Here is a 19,362-nt window from a genome sequence, read left to right on the forward strand (position 1 = left end):
CCGTTACATGATGTTTTCCTACGCCGGTCACGGTACCTGTCGCAACTTAACTGAAACTGAATTGCCACCATGGCAATTTCCAAGCGGACCGTTTTCCCCACTGCCAGCGAGATTTTCTATAATGCTCCGCTTGCCTCAACAGAGACCGGTATGACTGCCATCCATATCAAGTTCCCTGCCTTGACCCTCAAGGCAGGCAAACGTGCGTTCAGCCACATTCGCGAACAGGGACTTGCGCCTGCCGACGTGGGTATCCTCCCCGGTGCGGCCGGTGGCCCCAAGGCCCTGGGTATCCAAGGGCTGGACTTGGCGCTGTTCGGTGACTGGTTGCCGCGCGCACCAAGGGAACGCGCGCTGATCGGCGCCTCCATTGGTTCGTGGCGGTTTGCCAGCGCCTGCCTGCCCGACCCGGTGCAAGGCTTGCTGGACCTGGGCCGCTTGTATAACGAGCAGCGCTTTGCCAAGGGCGTGACCATGGCCGAAGTCAGTCAGAGCTGCCAACGGATGCTCGATGACCTGCTGGCCGGCCGTGATGCGCGGGTGCTGGACAACCCCGACTACCGGCTGAACATCATGGTGGTCAAGAGCCACGGGCTGCTTGCCGATGACCACCGTGGGCGGCTGGGGCTGGGCTTGTCGTCGGTAATTGCCGATAACCTGCGGGGCCGCGCCCGGCTGTCGCGGCATTTCGAGCGGCTGATCATCCACGACCCGCGCCAGGCGCCGCCGGTACATCCGCTCAAGGACTTTGCCTCGCGCTTCATCGACCTGGAACTGGGCAACCTGCGCCAGGCGCTACTGGCATCCGGCTCAATCCCCATGGTCATGCAAGGCGTGCGCGACCTGCCCGGCGCCGGGGCCGGCACCTACCGCGACGGCGGCCTGCTGGACTACCACCTCGACCTGCCCTATCACGGCGATGACATCGTGCTGTACCCGCACTTCACCGACCGAGTCATCCCCGGCTGGTTTGACAAGGGCCTGCCGTGGCGACGCAGCAACCCGCAAGGCTTGCAGGATGTATTGTTGCTGGCGCCATCCAGGGACTACCTGGCCCGCCTGCCCCACGGCAAACTGCCAGACCGCAGTGACTTCAAGCGCTTTATGGGCGACGACCCGAGCCGCAACAAATATTGGCAAACCGCGATGAGCGAGAGCCAGCGGCTGGGGGATGAGTTCCTGGCATTGGCAGATAACGGTAAATTGGGCGAACACTTGCAAGCCCTTTGACCCCATAGGGCCTGCTGGCGAGGGGCGGTATGCGCAAGGGTTGATCAAACTGTTAAACTCGCCGCCTGCCAGACACCTGAACGAGCTGAAAACACTGTGGAAATCTTCAAGGAATTTACATTCGAATCCGCCCACCGCCTGCCCCACGTACCGGAAGGCCATAAATGCGGGCGCCTGCATGGGCATTCGTTCAAGGTGGCCATCCACCTGAGCGGCGACCTGGATCCCCATACCGGCTGGATTCGCGACTTCTCGGAGATCAAGGCGATTTTCAAGCCGCTCTATGAGCGCCTCGACCACAACTACCTCAATGACATCCCCGGCCTGGAAAACCCCACCAGCGAAGTGCTGGCCAAGTGGATCTGGAATGAATTGAAACCTCTGCTGCCGGAGCTCAGTGCAATCCGCATCCATGAGACTTGCACCAGCGGCTGCATCTATCGCGGCGAGTAAGCGGTAGCGTGTTGGAAAAACCACCTGCGGGTGGTTTTTTTTGGAAATGCCTACAGGAGAACGTGATGGAAAACACCTGGCTGGCCCACGCCAAGCGCTTGCAGGCACTGGCTTCCACGGGGCTGCATTTCTGCACCGATGATTTCGAGCGCGAACGTCTGGAAGAAATTGCCCTGATCGCCCACACCATGCTGGCGCAATTGGGCAACGTGCCGCTGGAGCGTATCAACGGCCTGGTCTCGGATTTTGCCCAGAGATATTCGACGCCAATGATCGATGTACGCGGTGCAGTGATCGAAGGTGAGCGGATTTTGCTGGTACGGGAGTCGACGGATGGCTGCTGGGCATTACCGGGTGGTTATGCCGACATCGGTTTGTCGGCGGCCGAGAACATTGTCAAGGAAATCCGCGAAGAAGCCGGGCTGACGGTCACCGCAAGGACGTTATACAGCGTGACGCACAAAGCCAAGGGCTTGTACCGGCCGGATGTGAGGGATTTCTACAAGTTGTACTTCCTGTGTGACCGGGTGGACCAACTCGCGCCCATGGCAGGTTTTGAAACCACCGAAGTCGGTTTTTTCACACTGGATGATCTGCCGCCCCTGTCTCGCGGGCGCACGATTGAAAGTGATCTTGAGGCGGCCTTTGCGTTTCATCGGGGTGAGACCACGCAGACGCTGTTCGACTGAGCCAGTTTGGCTCACCGCTGCACTGCTTCTGCACCGGATTGGGCTGGGGTAACTTGAAGGGGCTTGCTTGCGCTAGCTGATATCTACCCGCCTCTGCGTTGGCACGCACGATGCAAACGAGCTGCGTCACTACTCAGGGAGCAGCCCCCATGACGCAGCAACCACCTGGCAACGATTACCCCCTCAGCGAAGTCCCCCTGCATGCGCGCAAAGGCCTTGCGTCCACGGCCATGGTGTTGCTGGGTTTTACCTTTTTTACCGCAACCATGTTTGCCGGCGGCAAGCTGGGGGTGGCGTTCAGTTTCATCGACATGCTCGGCGTCGTGGCCCTGGGTAACCTGTTGTTGGGTATCTATGCCGCAGGCCTGGGTTACATCGCGTTCAAGAGCGGCCTGAATTCGGTGTTGATGGGGCGTTTCTGTTTTGGCGAAGTGGGCAGCAAGCTCAGCGACTTGATCCTCGGTTTTACCCAGATCGGCTGGTATGCCTGGGGCACTGCCACGGCGGCCGTAGTATTGGGCAAATATTTCCAACTGAGCCCAGGCAGTGTGCTGGGGCTGATGATGGTGTTTGGCTTATTGTTCTGCGCCACCGCCTATGTGGGGTATCGCGGGCTGGAAATCCTGTCCTGGATCGCAGTGCCTGCAATGGGGTTATTGTTGATCCTGTCGATGTGGGTCGCCACGGTGAAGGTCGGCGGGCTACCGGGGCTGCTGGCGGTGGTGCCGACCGCAGAGCTGGACTTGTCCACGGCGATTACCCTGGTGTTCGGCACCTTCGTCAGCGGTGCGACCCAGGCCACCAACTGGACGCGGTTTTCGCGCTCGGCCAAGGTCGCGGTGCTGGCCAGCCTGATCGGCTTTTTTATCGGCAATGGCCTGATGGTGCTGATCGGCGCCTATGGCGCCATCGTCTATCAGCAACCGGATGTGGTAGAGGTTTTACTGCTGCAAGGTTTCGCCATGGCCGCGATGGCGATGTTGCTGCTCAATATCTGGAGCACCCAGGACAACACCATCTACAACTTCGCCGTCGCCGGTTGCAACCTGCTGCGCACCCAGCGCCGCAAAACGGTGACCCTGGCCGGTGCAGTAATCGGCACCCTGCTCGCCTTGCTTGGCATGTACGACCTGCTGGTGCCGTACCTGATCCTGCTGGGCACCGTGATCCCGCCCATTGGCGGGGTGATCATGGCGGACTTCTTCTATCGTTATGGGGGCCAATACCCGCGCCTGGCGGATGCTCGCCTGCCGGCATTCAACTGGCCGGGTCTGGTAGCGTATGGGGTGGGTACCGTACTGGCGTTCAATTCGCCATGGGTCGCGCCGCTGGTGGGAATTGTTGCCGCATCGCTGACCTACGTGTTGCTCAGCGCCATACTACGCATCATGACCGCCGGGGCATCGATATCGCCTTGAGGATCCGGCGGCTGCCTGCCTGATTGTTTTTAGCCAAGAGGAACTTGACCATGCACATCATCAATGCCCGCCTGCGCAACCGTGAAGGCTTGCATGATCTGCACCTGGAACACGGCCGGATCGCCAGTATTACTGCGCAAACCAGCGTTCCCACGCTCGCGGCCGGCGATCTGGACGCCGCCGGCAACCTGGTGATACCGCCTTTCGTCGAACCCCACATCCACCTTGATGCCACGCTCACTGCCGGCGAACCGCGCTGGAACATGAGCGGTACGCTGTTCGAGGGGATCGAGTGCTGGGGGGAACGCAAGGCCACCATTACCCAGGAAGACACCAAGGCCCGGGCCAAAAAAACCATCCAGGCCCTCGCCGCCCACGGTATCCAGCATGTGCGCACGCATGTCGACGTCACCGACCCGGACCTCACCGCGCTCAAAGCCATGCTGCAAGTGCGTGAAGAAAGCACGCACCTGATCGACCTGCAAATTGTTGCCTTCCCCCAGGAGGGCATCGAGTCGTTCCGCAATGGCCGCGAGTTGATGGAGGAAGCCATTCGCCTGGGCGCCGACGTAATCGGCGGCATCCCCCACTTCGAATACACCCGCGATCAAGGGGTCAGTTCGGTGAAGTTCCTCATGGACCTGGCCGAACGCACCGGTTGCCTGGTGGACGTGCATTGTGACGAAACCGATGACCCTCACTCACGCTTTCTCGAAGTACTTGCCGAAGAAGCCCGCAGCCGCGACATGGGCACCCGCGTCACCGCCAGCCACACCACGGCCATGGGCTCCTACGACAACGCGTACTGCGCCAAACTGTTTCGCCTGCTGGGGCATTCCGGCATCAGCTTTGTGTCTTGCCCCACCGAAAGCATCCACCTGCAAGGCCGCTTCGACAGCTTCCCGAAACGCCGCGGCGTCACCCGTGTCAACGAGTTGCTCGAAGCCGGCATGAACGTGTGTTTCGGCCAGGACTCCATCGTCGACCCCTGGTACCCGTTGGGTAATGGCAACATCCTGCGCGTGCTGGAAGCCGGCCTGCACATCTGCCATATGCTCGGCTACCGCAACCTGCAAAGCGCGCTGGACCTGGTCACCGACAACAGTGCCAAGGCCATGGCCCTGGGTGACCGCTACGGTCTGGAAGCCGGCCGCCCCGCCAACCTGCTGATCCTGTCGGCCGACAGCGACTACGAAGTCATTCGTAGCCAGGGCCTGCCGCTGTACTCGATCCGCAATGGCAAGGTGCTGATGAAGCGGCAACCGGCACAGGTGGAGTTTATGTAACCCGGTGGCTAGACGATGGAGTCGATATCCAGTGTTTGCGCCCTTGCCAGATCATCGTGGGAAGGCGGTGGGATGCTGGCAAATTGAGCAGGCTCGCGATTCTCACGGTGGCTGAACCAGCGTTTGAGGCTGGCGTGCAGGTGCGCAGCCCCCGCATGACTGCCGTAGACATCGCGGGCTTGAAGGCGACGCCAGCGCAGGCTGGCCAGACGCTCACGGCTGGTGTGCAAACGGTCGATCTCGGCGTTCAAGGCATCGTTGGTTTCATGGCTGCGATCATTGGCAGGGCGTAGACGGGCGAGGTCACGCCGTTTGGCCCGCAGTTGCGCGCGCATGTCCTCAAGAGCCTGGTCGAGCAGCTCAAACTCCCTTGGAGTCACCAAGGGGCCTTGGCTATCCAGGGTTTGTTGCCAGCGCCGCAATGTAGCCCAGGCCGCAGGGATGTAGCTGGTGGTCATGAAGTGTTGACCGGCCTGAAAAAGCTGCCTCAATAGATTGTCGCGGTCGGGCATGTCGCCCTGCAGTTGCAATGCGCGATTACAACCCGTCTCTTCGATGGACTCACAGCCCGGCTTCCATAACACCGAAGAATGGGTGCCATCCGGGAGCGTGATCGGCATGAAGTGATGTTGTTCACCATGATGTTGATAGGGGTTGCCCCCCATGCGCACCAACCCGGCGGCGAACAACAGGCCACCGGGTACAGGAGTACTGAATAAGGTGATGGCACCGGGTATCCAGAGTTTGGCGGTGGTGTTCATCCACGGGGCGGGGACACTAGGCACGGGGTCGTTGTGATTGACGATGCGGTGGTGGACCAGTGATGAAGCGCCGGCAGTGAATTCGGAGTCAGCGGCACGGGGCGCCCCATAGGTGTAAAGGAGGATGTTGTAGTGGGCGTCCGGCGTTCGGCGCAGTCCTTCGGCCAACAGCAATGCAATGGCGCCGCCGAGGCTGTGGCCGCAAATTACAATGCGTTGGCCGGTGTGAAACTGATCAAGGTATCGCAATACGAAATCACGCATAGCCCGGTAGGCTTGATAAAATCCGTCATGCACTTTTCCAACGCCTTCGGCAAACGCTACCTGATGGGCGTCTGCGTCACGTAGCACATCGGCACGGCTGACGGTTCCTCGCACAGCGATCAGGATTACCTCATCGTGGTGAGTGATGAAAGCCTGGGTGTCGGTGCCGAATTTTTCGTCATCGAAAAAGTGCAAGCGCGCAGGGTGCTCCTGTTCTTCCTTCAGTTCCGGTCGGTTTTGGGGATACAACTCAGGATCGAATGGCAGGATTTCGAAACGGCTGGAATAAGGGACCTCTTCATAGAGCGGATAAAAACGCTGCACTTGCTTCGGGTCAATTCGCCAGGCTTCGTGATACAACGAAAGCTGTTCAGCGAATAAATTTCCAACGCTTGGATCCAGCGGAAACCGGACTTCATGCAAAGGCCTTTCTGAGGGTTCCTGCCCAAAATCGCAATAACTCAACGCGGCAAACAATGCGAGCTGGTACAGGTTCAGGGCACTGAATCTGTCTTCAATACATAGCATTGGGCGCAACGCCCGTAGTGGTCGTACTTCGAGGACAGTGTGGTTGTTGGGGAACAGTACGATACCTGACAACGTTGGCTCGGGTGGGCCGAATCCAAGGTCGGCCATCATTTTCAGTACATGACGTTTGGGACTATGGGCACGAGGCGTTATCGCAGGTAAGTGGGCAACATGGCGTACTAGATCCCTGACTTCGACTTGGTAGAATTGGTTGGCTTGTTGTTGTGCAGGATTAGCCTCAACGCGACGCCCATCGGCCATAGCAAATCCAGTCTGCTCAGCACGAACTTGAAGCTCGGTAACTGGAAGCTGATAGGTCGGTCGCATCATTAACCGACGATATGGCTGCCCTGCTCCTGAATACAGGTCATCAAAAACAAGGATGACGGGGCCGCTATTAATATTTTCCAGCTTGGCAAAGCCTTCTCCATTCAATCTACCCTTGTACTGCTGTCCTACACTGTCGCGGACGGTATATGGCAGGCCGCCATACGTCGCGCCAACCCCGAGCTCATCGACCAGGCAAAAGCTGACCCAGTGCCCTCGCAATGAACAAGCTGGCGCACTGTCGCTGAAAAAGGATCGCTTCCTTGCGTCCAAATACATGGCTTAACTCCTTATCACTCACACGTTGGATAAATATTGCAGATGCGGCCATCCGGCATTTTTATTGGCTTGAAATCGGTGTTATTGCCATTGCAGTAAGCATCCAGATCGGCAAAATCTATACCCTTGCAGCGTTTCCACCCTCCTGGAACAGCGACCCAGTTATCGCCAAAAGCGGGGCGTTCCTCATCAGTCATCTTTAGCATCACCCTGAGGGTTCTCCCCCGCAGTTGATCGCGCTGTGCAGTTCCACCAACGCGTGTTGTCTGCAACTGTCCTAGCGAATTAACCGAACGGCACTGGAGGATTTTCCTGATTGCATGAAAGGGACCTACTGTCCGAAACAACCATTGACACTGACCTGATAGCTCCTTCACTCCTTTCTCCTGCATCTCAGGTATATCCAGATGATCGCTAATAGAGATATAGGCATCATCCCCCCCCACATCTGTATCCCGCGCGCCCCACTTCGCATAAAAACCAAACTCCACACTGCGCAGTACCAACGGGCAACCCTCTACCGTTTCAGCCAGCGGCAGTTCATAGCTAATCCTGCTCGCTACCGGTTTGTATTCCGTGAAAAAGACTTTTCGCTCTGGTCTCTTACCTCGACGCCTGGGTAAAACGCAGCGTTCACCCGTCGCAGGTCGGTAATTGGCAGCAGTTTTAAGTTCAAACTGGGCCGGCAAATCCACCTCCAATGTAAAACTATCCACCACCCGCCCCGCGCACCCCGGAATCCCCGCGCCCCCAAGAACAAGCAACACCGCTGCCATCCACCTACTCACCGTTTCCCACCTCCCTGTGCCACTGCTCCACGACCCGGTCAAAATGCACTTCAGGTGTTTCCCCAGCCCGAGGCGGCCAATGAATAACGCTGCTTCGGATCGTCTCTTCCAACCGGCGCACCACCAGGAACGCCAACTGCTCGGGGCTGCGCCATTGCCAGGTCCGCGCCTGTTCCAGTATTTGGCTGAGCCAGACCTTGGGGTCCTGGAATTCGACCAATGCCGCCAGGTCCTCACTGTGCTCCGCGAGCAGATAACGCAGGATATTGGCGTGCAGGATGGCTTCGGCCTGTGGGTTTGGCGTATCCAGCCAGGGCGCTGGATCCGGTGCCGAATAATCGCCCGGAGCAGGGTTTTCGCTTTGGTGCCAGCGCCCTTCATGCCAATAGCACACGCTGACCAGCGGCCCGAGATAGACCGGCCAGTGCTCCTTTGATAGATGGAGCAAGGCGCGGGCCAGGGTGCGGTTGTCGTGAATACGATAGAGCGCCCGCTGCCCCGTCGGCCCCACCAGCAGCCTGTCGCGCCAATGTCGCGTTGCACCCGCCAAGTCGGCAGCGGATAGGCTAAAGAGCCATCCCCAGTTCGACTCGGGATGTTGCAGCAGGTCGATCAGTGCAGGCTCATTCATTTGTTCCAGCAATAGGATCAGCGGGCCAGAACTCGCCAACTGCGCCGCATCGGTCTCGCTGTAGAGCTTGCAATAACGCGACAGGTCGCGCCCTGCCAGCAGCGGTTGGCTAGCCTCATGACTCCCCTCAAGCATCAGGCACAGGTGGTAGCCTTGTTGCTGTTGTCGGGCCATCCATCGAGTGACCAGGCTGTCCATCAAGCTGCCCTCCCCGCAATATCGCACTGACCTTCGCGGCAGCATTCGCACAGGGGGCAAAAGTCCGCCCCCAGTTTTTTAGCCAAATCCATGATGACGCCTTGCGCTGCAGAAACTTGCGCGCGGGCAACTGGCGGGGGCGTTACCGAGCGCGTTGCGGACGGTGAACCGCCCAGGATGATGGGCCGGCTGCTGAAAATACCTCCGGCCTGAATCAGCAGGTGCTCTCCGCCAGCCTTCAGGCTCAGTTGCGCACCCGCATCAATCACCAGGTTGGCACCAGCCTTGAGATGAACCTGTTGCCCGGCTTCGATCACCAGGGTCTGAGCAACACGGGTCAGGCTATCGCCCTGTACGTCGAGGTGGTCATGCGCCTCGAGCACGACCTTGCGAGCACCGAGAATATGGCGACGCTCCTCACTCTCCAACCGAACCGTACTGGTTCCCCGAATGACTTCATGCCGTTCCCCTGCCACTTCCAGGCGGCTGTCATGCCCCACCCGTTGTTCCAGGTCACGCTGGGCGCGCAGGTAGATGAGCTCTTCGCCACTGCGGTCTTCCAGATGCAGCTCATTGCCACCGCTACCGCCTGGGGAGCTGCGGCTGCGCAGTACCGTGCGTGTCTTGTGCTGTGGCAAGGGGTAAGCCGGCAAGTGCGACGCATTGGGCAGGCAGCCGTTGACCAAAGGTTGGTCCGGGTCGCCTTCCAGGAAGCTCACCAGCACTTCCATGCCTACCCGGGGAATGACCAGCGCGCCAAATCCGTCACCGGCCCAGCCCGACGCCACCCGCAGCCAACAGCTGCTCGTATCGTCGTTTTTGTCCAGGCGATCCCAATGAAAGCGCACCTTCACCCGGCCATAGGCATCGCAATGCACGTCCTCTCCAACGGGCCCGGTTACCGTTGCGGTCTGGCTGCTACTGATCGTCGGCTTGGGGTGCTTGAGGGCCGGGCGATGCACTGCGCGCCAGGGGGTTGCAGTGAATCGGTTGCGATAGCCCTGAAACCCGCCGGCCTCGAATGCCGACTCTTCCAACACCTGCGGCTGGTAGCCCTCATGACGCACCGACGTCAGCAACCATAAGTCATTGCACGCTGGATCCGGGTGACCGCACAGTTCAAGAAAGTGACCACTGCGTAACGCGGGTTGATCGCTTTTGCCCAACACCCGATGGCGATCACGCTGATGGCGCTCCAGGCCACGCCGCGCCAGTTGCGCCCCCCGGGCACGGCCGGTGAAACCACCGGGGCATTCATAGTCTTCCCATGGTTCTGCCGTTTTGGCACCGGCCTGTTCTTGCAGGCAAAACGAAGGATGCTCAAAGTCATAGTCTCGACGCACGGTTCGCTGACTGCGTGCCTGCAAACGCCGATCGAAGCGCTGGACAACCCGGGTCTCGAGCGCCGGATCGCCCGACGAGCAATAACGCTGCACCGCCAGCCGTCGAAATACCGTCTGGTCGTCACCGAATACCAGCAGATGGTTATCCACGCTGTGGCGAAAATGGTAGTGAATACCCTCCTCTTCACACAGCCGCTGGATAAAGTGCAGGTCGGATTCCCTGTACTGCACGCAAAACACCCGCGGTGGATACACCACCGGTCCAAGCTCGAAGGCATAGGCGTCGGCAAGGATCCCGTGGTGTTCAAGGACCGTTGCAATGATCTGCGGCACGCTGCGTTGCTGGAATATCCGCTGGTCGCGACGATGGGCAAGGCAGGCCAGGCGCGGGGCGAGGGTCAGGTGATAACGGGTGAGCCGCACGCCAGGGTCACCTCGACCGATGGCGTAGACCTGCCCATGCAGCCCCTGCTCCGCTTCGCCAAAGTCCAGATAGGCGGGTTGATGAAGCAGCGCCTCCAAATCGAAGGAAGGGTCTTCGCTGACCAGTTGCACATGTATGAAGTAAGGCTGATCGAGGGCTTCAGTGCCTTTGAATGCCACTACCTGAAAGTCTGTAGTTATGCCTGAAAGAACTAATTTGAAACGTGACGAAACAAACGCGTTAACCATCCTTTGTTACCCGCCATCAACTTTTCAACTGAACGACTCTCCCTCGCCAATACCGGATGGATTGCGAAAAAAAGCACCTGAACAGACTAAAGCTTAGCGATTTCCCGCGCTTTTCGGCGCTTACCCAATAAAAAAGAAGTTTCGTACACCGAGGATGGAAGTGTCGCTTATAAAGCAAGACATACAGCCAATAAGACATCTAAGAACAACAAGAAAATTCTTACGCGATTTTATATCTGAATAACCAAGTTCCGAAGAAACAGCTGACATCTGCCCACCAACGTTATCGGACAGGGGAAGCGTATTACAGAACCTCCAACCTGTGGGAGGTGGTCTGGAAGGTGGTAATCCGTCGCAAGAAACCTGGGGTTCAGCCACCCTCACGAGGATTACACACCTTCCAGACCACCGCCTACAGGCTCGATCACTCCTGTGTGGTTATCAGCCACCAAAGCGTTCCGGCTTTGTAAAAATAATTTTCTCGATCCGTATTTTTGATTCCGAACGCGAAGGGAACCCGGCTCGCTCCAGAGGGCCTGATGTGCAAGGATGTGACACTGAACATCGCTCGATGAACGCAAAACCAAGGACTTTTCATGACTGCCATCCCCACCCCTGCGCCCGTAATTCCCGGGCGGCTGGAGCAGATGTCGACGCGCATCGCTTTCTTTATCGCCGGCTTCGGTATCGCCGCCTGGGCGCCCTTGGTGCCGTATGCCAAAGCGCGCGCAGATCTGAATGAAGGCACGCTTGGCCTGCTGCTGTTGTGCCTGGGAGTTGGCTCGATCATCGCGATGCCGGCAGCAGGCGCCTTGGCATCGCGCTACGGCTGCCGTCGCGTACTGACCGCAGGGACGCTCATGATCTGCCTGGCCCTGCCGATGCTGGCCACTGTCAGTTCGATCCCGTTGTTGATCGCAGGGTTGTTCCTGTTCGGCGCGGGCCTGGGCACCGTGGATTCCACCGTCAATCTGCAAGCGGTGATTGTCGAGCGCGCCAGTGGTAAAACCATGATGTCGGGCTTCCATGGTTTATTCAGCCTGGGGGGCATCGTCGGCGCAGCGGGGGTTGCCGGGTTGCTGGGCCTGGGCCTGTCGCCACTGCAGGCGACGCTGGTAGTGGTGGCTATCATGGTTGTGGCGCTGCTCAAGGCCGCACCGCACCTCCTGCCTTATGGCAGTGAAAGCTCCGGCCCGGCGTTTGCGGTGCCCCATGGTGTGGTGTTGTTCATCGGTTGCCTGTGTTTCATCGTGTTCCTGGCCGAAGGTGCCGTGCTGGATTGGAGTGCGGTATTCCTCAGTGCCGAGCGCGGCCTGGATGAAGCTTACGCCGGCCTTGGCTACGCGGCATTTGCCTTGACCATGACCGCTGGGCGTTTGACCGGTGATGCCATTGTCCGACGCCTGGGGGCAACGCGAGTGATCGTGATCGGGGGCACCTTGGCGTGTGTCGGCCTGCTCATCGCGACGCTATTACCCGCCTGGGAAACTGCATTGCTTGGATACGCATTGGTGGGTGCCGGGTGTTCGAATATCGTGCCGGTGCTGTACACCGCCGTCGGCAAACAAAAGGTCATGCCGGAGCATATTGCGGTGCCGGCCATCACCACGCTCGGTTATGCCGGCATTCTCGCCGGCCCTGCGGTGATCGGTTTTATCGCCCATGGCAGCAGCCTGAGTACCGCCTTTGTATTGATTGCGGTGTTGCTGGCGGCCGTGGCCATCAGCGGCAAAATCCTCAAGGTATAGGCCCGACAGTCAGCGCGCTTTGCGAGCATCGTCCTGCTCCCGCCAGCGCTCGAGGCTTTTGTTGCTCAACCACCCCTCTTTGTGGGGTGGGCCAAACAGTCGTGTGCCGTTGGCACGTTCCAATGAAGGCAGCAAACCTGGGCGTTCGATAATGTTCTTCGCCGTGTAGACACACAACTCACTGTATTGGGGCCTGGGCATGCCGGTAGACGTGTCCAGTACAGGGCTGCCCTTCTGATCAACTTCGTAAGGGTCCTGCATGACCGCCTTGAGCTTGGCAATCTCAACGTACTGGTGTTGTTCGAACAGGAAGGTGCGGTCCATTGTCTTGTCTCTCAACTGTTCAAACTGGCTTTGCAGCGCTTGCACCACTTGCGCGTTGCCATGGGTATGAAACGGATCCTGGCTGAACACACTCGCCGAGCTGTTGCCATGCAAAGCCTGGGCTGCCGCACTGAGGCTGTCACGCGTGATATCGCCGTCGCGGCTGAAGATGGTGTCGCTTAACCGCGCACGCTTGAGAATTTCCCTGACGACCTGAATGGCGCCGTCCAGTGCCTCGTTTTCACCCATGGGTTGAGCGGCGATCCGCTGCAATGACATCCAGGTCAAGCGCCCCTCATTAAGGAAGGGGTGCAACAGGCCAAAGGCTTTTTCAAGGGCCTTTGCCAATTGCTTGTCCGTTGAAGTTTCACCCGGCAGGGAACTGCTCGCCCGTTCAGCGGGGAAGTTCTGTAGGTCTCGATGACTTAGAGCGGATAACGTTCCGCGCAAAAAAGTGGGCTGGCGAGAGATCCCTCGCTCCGGCACGGAAGAAGCTTCCTGCCAAGTGACCGGTGATAGCGTCGTTGCTCGCGCAGCTGACCCGCCAGGGGCGAGAGGCCGACCGGGAGGTAGTACACCCTCGATTTTCATGGGTTTTCTCCAACTCTATTCAGATGCATATCCGCTTGGTGACCTGTGTCGGAATGACAAGATCAACGAATGGATTCCACTCGGACAAGCACCTCATGTGTGGTTGGAGGGAGACGGCAGTTCCGGATGAGCAGCGAATACCAATGACAATATGTAAAAGCCCAGGCAAGGCAGCATCAACCTGACTTTCGACTACGCCACCACGTCGCCAGGCTATTGATCAGCCCGGTGCTTTTCAGTGAATCAGCGCGGGCCACTGGGACCTGGCGGTCAGCCAACATGCCCCGGGAAAAATCATCCGCAACGGGCGCCTGAAATTTTCGCTCGCCGGCAAACGCTTTCATGCGGCGGGCTTGGGCCACATATTCCTGCGCGGCAGTGGGCATACCTTCTGATACTCCGCCCTTCTCGGACAGCGCAGGGTTTACTTGCTGGGTGTTTTGCAGAAGTTCAAGGCGGCAGGATTGGGAGGAATTAAACGAAGTTGAAGTCATGTGTTTTCCCTCAGGCGAAATCTGAAAAGCAGTGGGCCAATGCACCACCGCAGTTACCACCTATGTGGCAAATAAGCGTAAGCCGTTCCTTAAATGATTGAATCAGGCGCCGTTTTCGCAGCACAGCGCCTGAAGGCGGGTTATTGCGACAGTAAGGCCAATGCTTTGCGACGGATCTTTCCATCACCGTCGGCACTGACGAGGTTATCCAACAGTTTGAGCAGGTCGCCCCGTTTCATGACTGCCTGGGCCAATTGGATCAGGTGATCCTTGGCTGCATCGCCGGTGAGCTCCTGACTTGCGAGTTTCCTCAAGTCTTTGAATTTCAGGTGTGGCCCGCCGCTCCCATCCTTGAGTTCATCGAAATGCTCGAGCATTTCAGCGGCCAATTCCTTGTCAGTCTTGTACTTGAAGTAGTTATCTCCCTGGATAACCGCGTTCAGGCTTTTCCAATCAATAAGATCATTCAACGCACCGGTGCGACCGTCCCGGTCAAGCGCCGCCATCAGCTCCGGACGTCGCAGCAGCTCATTGGCCAAGCGGGCGTTTTCCCTCATGACCGGGTTAGGTGACCATCCTCGTTTCGCCATCGCAAGAATGCTGTCAACGCTGATAGACCCAGGGTTATTTGGATCTCTAAACGCGTTGAAGCTGTCGCGCAATTGCTGCGCCAACTCTTCGTTACTCTTTAATGAGTATTGCGGATCCGGCCTGCCGGGGGCGACCGGATAAGGCCTACCCCCTGCAGTAGGGTCGGGGCGCGGCGGTGGATTGCTTGCCCCGGGGTTGGGCCTTGGCGGCGGGTTGCTGCAGCCCGGATGCATGGGCGGCCGATGCCCCAGGAACCAATGACTGAGCCAGCGCTTGAGTTGGCTCAGTAAGTGATGCAGCCCGGGAGGGTTGTGTTGATGGCCAAGCACATCAGCCGCGGTTGTTGCCGGCTGATGGTGATCGAACACCGGCCCGGCCTTGTTTTGCGTGGTCGGGAAGTTGACATGGGCAGCACGCTGATCATTGAAAGAAGGCGCAGCAGGTGCCTCGCGAGTGTTTTTGACGACAGCCTTGCCAGTGACTTGTGAACGGTCTGGCGTTGTTGAAGCAGAGACGGATGTATCCATCGATACAGACATAGGTTTCTCCATTGCAGTAGGCGCGATTTCAGCTTGTCGCTCCAACGCAGTGTCGAAGCCCATCAGCTTTCCCATGTGTGGTTTTGTGTCGGAAACAGTTCCTGACGCAGCAACAATACGTGCTTTGACGGTGTAGGAAACAGATCAGGCAGGCTTGCATTACGCCTGGCGCGGGCAAAAAAAATCGCAACCCTTGGGCTGCGATTATTGCCATCAACCGAAGATCAGAATCCAACGCTTGCCTGTACGAAGAACGTGCGCGGCTCGCCCAGGTATATCCCGGCGTTATTGTCGCTGGAGCGTGTGTAATGTTGCTGGTCGAAGAGGTTTTTCACCCCCACGCCAAGTTTCAGGTTCGACAGTTGCGCACCGAAGTCATAACCGCTGCGCACGTTGACCGAAACATAACCCGGAATATCACCGTACTGGCCGTCAGCGGTGCCTTGGGTGATATAGGTGGTGCCGGTGCCTGGCGCACGCTGGCCAGACTGAGCATAGACGTCCAGGTTGTGCGTCCAGTGATTGACATCGTAACGCAGGCCCAGGGTCGCCACTTCACGGGAATACAGCGGCAGATCGCGGCCCTTGAACGGTACGTCGCCCTCGGAGGTGGCCTTGGTGTAGGTAAAGCCGGCGTTGGCGGTCAGACCGTCGAGGCGCGGGTCAAGATTGGACAGGTCGTAGTGGGCCGACGCTTCGATACCGGCGTGCTTGGTGGCGCCGAGGTTGGTCCAGCCTACGTCATTGCTGACGTATTGCAGTTCATCCGAGAAGTCGATGTAGAACAGCGTCACTTCGCCGCCCCAGATGCTGTCGTTGTAGCGCGTCCCGATCTCGTAGGTCTTGGCTTTTTCCGGGTTCAGACCGTTGGCGGTCTGGTTGCCGGTACCACCCTGCCCCAACTGGAAATACTGCAAGCTGCCGAAGGAGGTTTCGTAGTTGGCGAACAGTTTCCATGCGTCGCTGACGTGGTACATCACGCTCAGGGCCGGTAGCGGTTCATTGTTGTGAATCTCGCGGCGTTTTTCCTCGGTACGCTTGCCGTTCAGGGCCACTACCGGGCGGTCATGCCATTCGGTGCGGATGTCTTCAAAGCGGATGCCCGGCGTGATGGTCCACTGGCCGATGTCGATTTTGTTGTCGATGTAGAAAGCGCTGGCTTCGGTGCCGCCGGTGCGGTCTTGATAAACGTGGCCGTCGCTCTGCCCACCTGGCGTGGGTACGTTGTTGACCAGGTTAAGGCTGGTGGCCTGCTCGTGCATGCCTTCCTTCAAGTAGCGGTAGCCAACGCTGACTTCCTGCGTGCTGGGGCCCACATCGAACACATGGGACACCCGTGGCTCGATGCCGAAGGTGTAGTAGGTGCGTGGGTAGGAACTGAGGGTTTTCAGATCGCGGTTGGCGATGTTGCTGCCTCGGAAGCTGTCGGAATAGTAGGTCAGCACTTCAGCCTGGGTACGGTCGTCAATCTGGCGGATGTACTTGAAGGACACGTCCTTGCGGCGGCCGCTGAAGTTGTCCCAGTCGCGCACCGACTGGTACGGGTTGGCGTCAAACTGCTTCTGGGTCAGGCCGCCGGGCATGTCGGCGCTGGCATCGTAATAGTGGAAGTTGAGCGAGAAGTCGTCTTGATCGGTCGGCGCCCAGTGGGTCTTGAAGATTACATCGTCAATGTCATTGGAGTTGTTGCTGTTGCGATAGCCGTTGCCATTGACCCCGGAGTACAGCAGCGCGGCGCCGATGCCGTTGTCGGCGGTGCCGCCGATAAACGCATTTTCGACGTGCTTCCAGCCACCGTGGGCGGACGTTTGCAGGGTAGTGCCGACTTCCCCGGAGAATTTCTCCGGGATGGCGCGGGTCACGAAACTGATCACGCCGCCGACGTTCTGCGGGCCATAGCGCACGGACCCGGCACCACGCACGACGTCGATGCTGTCAAGGTTACCGGCGGAAATGGGCGCCATCGACAGTTGCGGCTGGCCGTACGGGGCGAAGGCTGCCGGTACGCCGTCAATCAGCACGGTGGAGCGTGGCGACAGGCGTGAGGTCAAGCCGCGTACGCCGACGTTGAGAGAAATATCGCTGCCCCCGGTGCCATTGGATTCCTGTACCTGCACGCCAGGCACGCGGCGCAATACGTCGCCGACGTTCATCGCGCCCTGCTCCACCATGGCTTCGCGGCGCACCACCGTGCGTGCACCCGCATGGTTTTGCACCACGGCGGCATCGGCATCGCCGAGCCAGTCGCCCACCACCTTGATGTCGGTGACGCCCAGTTCCAGCGGCGAGCCAGCTTCGCCAGTGCCGGAGCTCAGCGTGCGCAAGGTTACGGAGCCTGCGTCGATCTGGTAATCCAGCCCACTGCCTTCCAGCAATTGGCGCAGGGCTTGTTCAGGCGAGAGGTTGCCATCCACTGCTGGGGCTTGCTTGCCGGCGACCATGTCGGGGCTGAAGAACACTTGCAGGGAGGTCTGCTGGCCCAGTTGGCTCAAGGCTGCACCCAGGGGCTGGGCGCGAATATGAACGCCTTCGCCAGCCTGTGCGGCAGGCAGCGCGATGCTGACTGCGATAGCCAGGGCGAGAGGAGCCCAGCGGGAGATTTTATTGTTGTGGAGGGCGAGTTTTTTCACGTCGAACCTAGTCCTGTGATCGCAAAAGTGTGCGGCTGTTAATGCAAACCAGTTGCAGTTGCAGGAGAAGACGAACAATGCGAAAAAAACCTGAATGTCAGCGTGAAATAATTTCCTGGCTGCCGTCCGGCAAGGTGCGCAAGGCAACCGGCAGAATATGTGGCAAGGCTTTGAGCAAGGCGTCGGTGTCACTGGCGTTGAACACGCTGGTCAGACGCAGGTTGCCCACCGCTGCCGTGGTGATGCGCAACGGTTGCTCGCGATAGCGCGACACTTCCCGCGCCACTTCGGCCAGACTAGCGTTGTTGAACACCAGTTTGCCGGTGCGCCATGCGGTCAGCTCTTCAGGGTTTACGGCATAGGCCGCAGCCACTTCGCCCTGAGTATCGACATGAGTGCCGCGGCCGGCGGTGAGCGTCACGACTTGAGCCGACGCTCGTCCCTGCACCTTGACGGTGCCGGTCTCGACCACCACGCGGGTGCGGTCGTCATCGCGACGCACATCGAAGCGTGTGCCGGTGACCGTTACCTGCCCTGCCCCGGCGGCCACCACGAACGGGCGACTGGCGTCGTGCTCGACACTGAACATCGCCTCACCCTGCTTGAGCTCAATGCCCCGCCGACCTTTTTCGTAGTGAACCGCAACCACACTGCGGCTGTTGAGGTCCATCACAGAACCGTCGGGCAAGGCCACCTGGCGCTGCTCGCCCACCCGGGTAGTGAACTCGGCGCTGTAGGGCTTGGACTGGCCCAGCCCGCTGAACAAACCCAGGCCCACGGCAATGGCAACCACACCGGCCACTACCGCATAGCGCAACACCGCCCCACCCCTGGGGCGCTCGGCCGGCGCATCGCACAAAGCCTGCAAACGGGGTTGGGGCAGCAGATCCGTGGCGCTCCACAGCCCTTGCAGCACATCGAATTCATATTGGTGTTCGGGCTGCTCGGCACGCCAGGCCTCGAAACGTTGCCGTTCTTCGGCGTTCAACGGGCCGTCTTGCAGGCGCACAAACCATTGCGCCGCTTCGTCACGGACACGCTTATCCATCGTGGAAGATCCTGTTTCAAAGCGGGTCATGGCGCCATTGCATCCAGGCGGTCACGCAGATGCCGCAGGGTGCGGATCATATACTTCTCCACCATGTTTTTAGACAGCCCCAGCCGCACGGCGATTTCCTGTTGGGTGAGCCCCTCGATTTTCTGCCAGATAAAAATCTTGCGACAGTTGAGCGGCAACTCGACCAGGGCCCGCTCGATGGAGTCGGCCAACTGAATCGCGTGCATGTAATGCTCCGGATCACCGCTGTGGGGGGCGTGATCAACGGCCTGCAACGTCAACGCCGCGCGGCGTTCTGCGCGCCGGTAGGCGTCCACCGCGATATTGCGCGCGGTTTGATGCAGGTAGGCGCGCGGTTGTGCAACCTCGCTGGCGTCGGACTCAAGCACTCGCACAAAAGTGTCGTGGGTCAGGTCCTCGGCTTGCTGACGGTTCCTCAAACGGCGCGTCCAGGTGCCGATCAACTCTTCGTAGTGCTCGAAAAAGCCTGTTCTGCGGGGCGGCTGAGGAATCATCGCGAA

Annotated in this window: 16 protein-coding genes; 6 read left to right on the top strand and 10 right to left on the bottom strand. The window is 59.1% G+C overall.

What is annotated here, in order from left to right:
• Window positions 1-150: 150 nt before the first annotated feature.
• From E3O56_RS02910 to codA, 5 genes are all read left to right on the top strand, one after another.
• The gene (locus E3O56_RS02910) at window positions 151-1,230 is read left to right on the top strand and encodes a patatin-like phospholipase family protein (RefSeq protein ID WP_228309680.1); all 1,080 of its coding nucleotides are present in this window, start codon (window positions 151-153) and stop codon (window positions 1,228-1,230) included.
• Between the two features lie 96 nt (window positions 1,231-1,326).
• The gene (gene queD / locus E3O56_RS02915; protein ID WP_003190259.1) at window positions 1,327-1,683 is read left to right on the top strand and encodes a 6-carboxytetrahydropterin synthase QueD; all 357 of its coding nucleotides are present in this window, start codon (window positions 1,327-1,329) and stop codon (window positions 1,681-1,683) included.
• A 65-nt stretch (window positions 1,684-1,748) separates the two neighbouring features.
• Window positions 1,749-2,372, top strand: a complete 624-nt coding sequence (locus E3O56_RS02920) for an NUDIX hydrolase (RefSeq protein WP_078820845.1) — start codon at window positions 1,749-1,751, stop codon at window positions 2,370-2,372.
• Between the two features lie 149 nt (window positions 2,373-2,521).
• Window positions 2,522-3,790 carry a cytosine permease gene (gene codB / locus E3O56_RS02925; RefSeq protein WP_078820844.1) on the top strand — a complete coding sequence of 423 codons (1,269 nt, stop codon included), beginning with the start codon at window positions 2,522-2,524 and terminating at the stop codon, window positions 3,788-3,790.
• A gap of 50 nt (window positions 3,791-3,840) precedes the next feature.
• Window positions 3,841-5,076: a cytosine deaminase gene (gene codA, locus E3O56_RS02930; RefSeq protein WP_032876831.1), complete on the top strand. Its 1,236-nt coding sequence runs from the start codon at window positions 3,841-3,843 to the stop codon at window positions 5,074-5,076.
• Window positions 5,077-5,084: 8 nt separating this feature from the next.
• On the opposite strand, the gene E3O56_RS02935 is transcribed toward codA, so the two are convergent.
• From E3O56_RS02935 to tssI, 4 genes are read right to left on the bottom strand one after another with little or no spacing between them, the layout of a single operon-like run.
• Window positions 5,085-7,235, bottom strand: coding sequence for a lipase family protein (locus E3O56_RS02935; RefSeq protein WP_248127801.1), 2,151 nt, complete (start codon window positions 7,233-7,235; stop codon window positions 5,085-5,087).
• 14 nt (window positions 7,236-7,249) lie between these two features.
• The gene (locus E3O56_RS02940; RefSeq protein ID WP_248127803.1) at window positions 7,250-8,011 is read right to left on the bottom strand and encodes a hypothetical protein; all 762 of its coding nucleotides are present in this window, start codon (window positions 8,009-8,011) and stop codon (window positions 7,250-7,252) included.
• 4 nt (window positions 8,012-8,015) lie between these two features.
• Window positions 8,016-8,852: a DUF4123 domain-containing protein gene (locus E3O56_RS02945; RefSeq protein ID WP_078820839.1), complete on the bottom strand. Its 837-nt coding sequence runs from the start codon at window positions 8,850-8,852 to the stop codon at window positions 8,016-8,018.
• On the bottom strand, window positions 8,852-10,867 hold the full coding sequence (gene tssI, locus E3O56_RS02950; protein WP_078820838.1) for a type VI secretion system tip protein TssI/VgrG: 2,016 nt from the start codon (window positions 10,865-10,867) through the stop codon (window positions 8,852-8,854). The genes E3O56_RS02945 and tssI overlap by 1 nt, the downstream gene beginning before the upstream one ends.
• Window positions 10,868-11,463: 596 nt before the next feature.
• Between tssI and E3O56_RS02955 the strand changes: the two genes are divergently transcribed.
• Window positions 11,464-12,615, top strand: a complete 1,152-nt coding sequence (locus E3O56_RS02955) for an MFS transporter (protein ID WP_032876840.1) — start codon at window positions 11,464-11,466, stop codon at window positions 12,613-12,615.
• A gap of 9 nt (window positions 12,616-12,624) precedes the next feature.
• Here E3O56_RS02955 and E3O56_RS02960 read toward each other — a convergent pair whose 3' ends face one another.
• The 6 genes from E3O56_RS02960 to E3O56_RS02985 all read right to left on the bottom strand — a co-directional run bounded on the left by E3O56_RS02960 (window position 12,625) and on the right by E3O56_RS02985 (window position 19,356).
• A complete protein-coding gene (locus E3O56_RS02960) occupies window positions 12,625-13,287 on the bottom strand; it encodes a type III secretion effector protein (protein ID WP_228309674.1) in 663 nt (220 codons plus the stop codon).
• A gap of 419 nt (window positions 13,288-13,706) precedes the next feature.
• Window positions 13,707-14,024: a hypothetical protein gene (locus E3O56_RS02965; RefSeq protein WP_032876842.1), complete on the bottom strand. Its 318-nt coding sequence runs from the start codon at window positions 14,022-14,024 to the stop codon at window positions 13,707-13,709.
• Window positions 14,025-14,164: 140 nt separating this feature from the next.
• The gene (locus tag E3O56_RS02970; protein ID WP_248089541.1) at window positions 14,165-15,217 is read right to left on the bottom strand and encodes a type III secretion effector protein; all 1,053 of its coding nucleotides are present in this window, start codon (window positions 15,215-15,217) and stop codon (window positions 14,165-14,167) included.
• A gap of 161 nt (window positions 15,218-15,378) precedes the next feature.
• Window positions 15,379-17,784 carry a TonB-dependent receptor gene (locus E3O56_RS02975; protein WP_248127805.1) on the bottom strand — a complete coding sequence of 802 codons (2,406 nt, stop codon included), beginning with the start codon at window positions 17,782-17,784 and terminating at the stop codon, window positions 15,379-15,381.
• Window positions 17,785-17,881: 97 nt separating this feature from the next.
• Window positions 17,882-18,832 (bottom strand): FecR domain-containing protein, encoded by a 951-nt coding sequence (locus tag E3O56_RS02980; RefSeq protein WP_248127807.1) that lies wholly within the window; start codon window positions 18,830-18,832, stop codon window positions 17,882-17,884.
• Window positions 18,833-18,858: 26 nt separating this feature from the next.
• Window positions 18,859-19,356 carry a sigma-70 family RNA polymerase sigma factor gene (locus E3O56_RS02985; RefSeq protein ID WP_248127809.1) on the bottom strand — a complete coding sequence of 166 codons (498 nt, stop codon included), beginning with the start codon at window positions 19,354-19,356 and terminating at the stop codon, window positions 18,859-18,861.
• Window positions 19,357-19,362 lie beyond the last annotated feature (6 nt).

The organism is Pseudomonas sp. W2Aug9 (assembly GCF_023127755.1).
Lineage (GTDB): Bacteria > Pseudomonadota > Gammaproteobacteria > Pseudomonadales > Pseudomonadaceae > Aquipseudomonas > Aquipseudomonas synxantha_A.

Coding starts and splice junctions, on each gene's coding strand:
- codB (WP_078820844.1), top strand. CDS start 2,522: ATGACGCAGCAACCACCTGGCAACGATTACCCCCTCAGCGAAGTCCCC.
- E3O56_RS02965 (WP_032876842.1), bottom strand. CDS start 14,024: ATGACTTCAACTTCGTTTAATTCCTCCCAATCCTGCCGCCTTGAACTT.
- E3O56_RS02970 (WP_248089541.1), bottom strand. CDS start 15,217: ATGGGCTTCGACACTGCGTTGGAGCGACAAGCTGAAATCGCGCCTACT.
- E3O56_RS02985 (WP_248127809.1), bottom strand. CDS start 19,356: ATGATTCCTCAGCCGCCCCGCAGAACAGGCTTTTTCGAGCACTACGAA.
- E3O56_RS02920 (WP_078820845.1), top strand. CDS start 1,749: ATGGAAAACACCTGGCTGGCCCACGCCAAGCGCTTGCAGGCACTGGCT.
- E3O56_RS02980 (WP_248127807.1), bottom strand. CDS start 18,832: ATGGATAAGCGTGTCCGTGACGAAGCGGCGCAATGGTTTGTGCGCCTG.
- E3O56_RS02910 (WP_228309680.1), top strand. CDS start 151: ATGACTGCCATCCATATCAAGTTCCCTGCCTTGACCCTCAAGGCAGGC.
- E3O56_RS02940 (WP_248127803.1), bottom strand. CDS start 8,011: ATGGCAGCGGTGTTGCTTGTTCTTGGGGGCGCGGGGATTCCGGGGTGC.
- E3O56_RS02945 (WP_078820839.1), bottom strand. CDS start 8,852: ATGGACAGCCTGGTCACTCGATGGATGGCCCGACAACAGCAACAAGGC.
- E3O56_RS02955 (WP_032876840.1), top strand. CDS start 11,464: ATGACTGCCATCCCCACCCCTGCGCCCGTAATTCCCGGGCGGCTGGAG.
- codA (WP_032876831.1), top strand. CDS start 3,841: ATGCACATCATCAATGCCCGCCTGCGCAACCGTGAAGGCTTGCATGAT.
- E3O56_RS02935 (WP_248127801.1), bottom strand. CDS start 7,235: ATGTATTTGGACGCAAGGAAGCGATCCTTTTTCAGCGACAGTGCGCCA.
- tssI (WP_078820838.1), bottom strand. CDS start 10,867: ATGGTTAACGCGTTTGTTTCGTCACGTTTCAAATTAGTTCTTTCAGGC.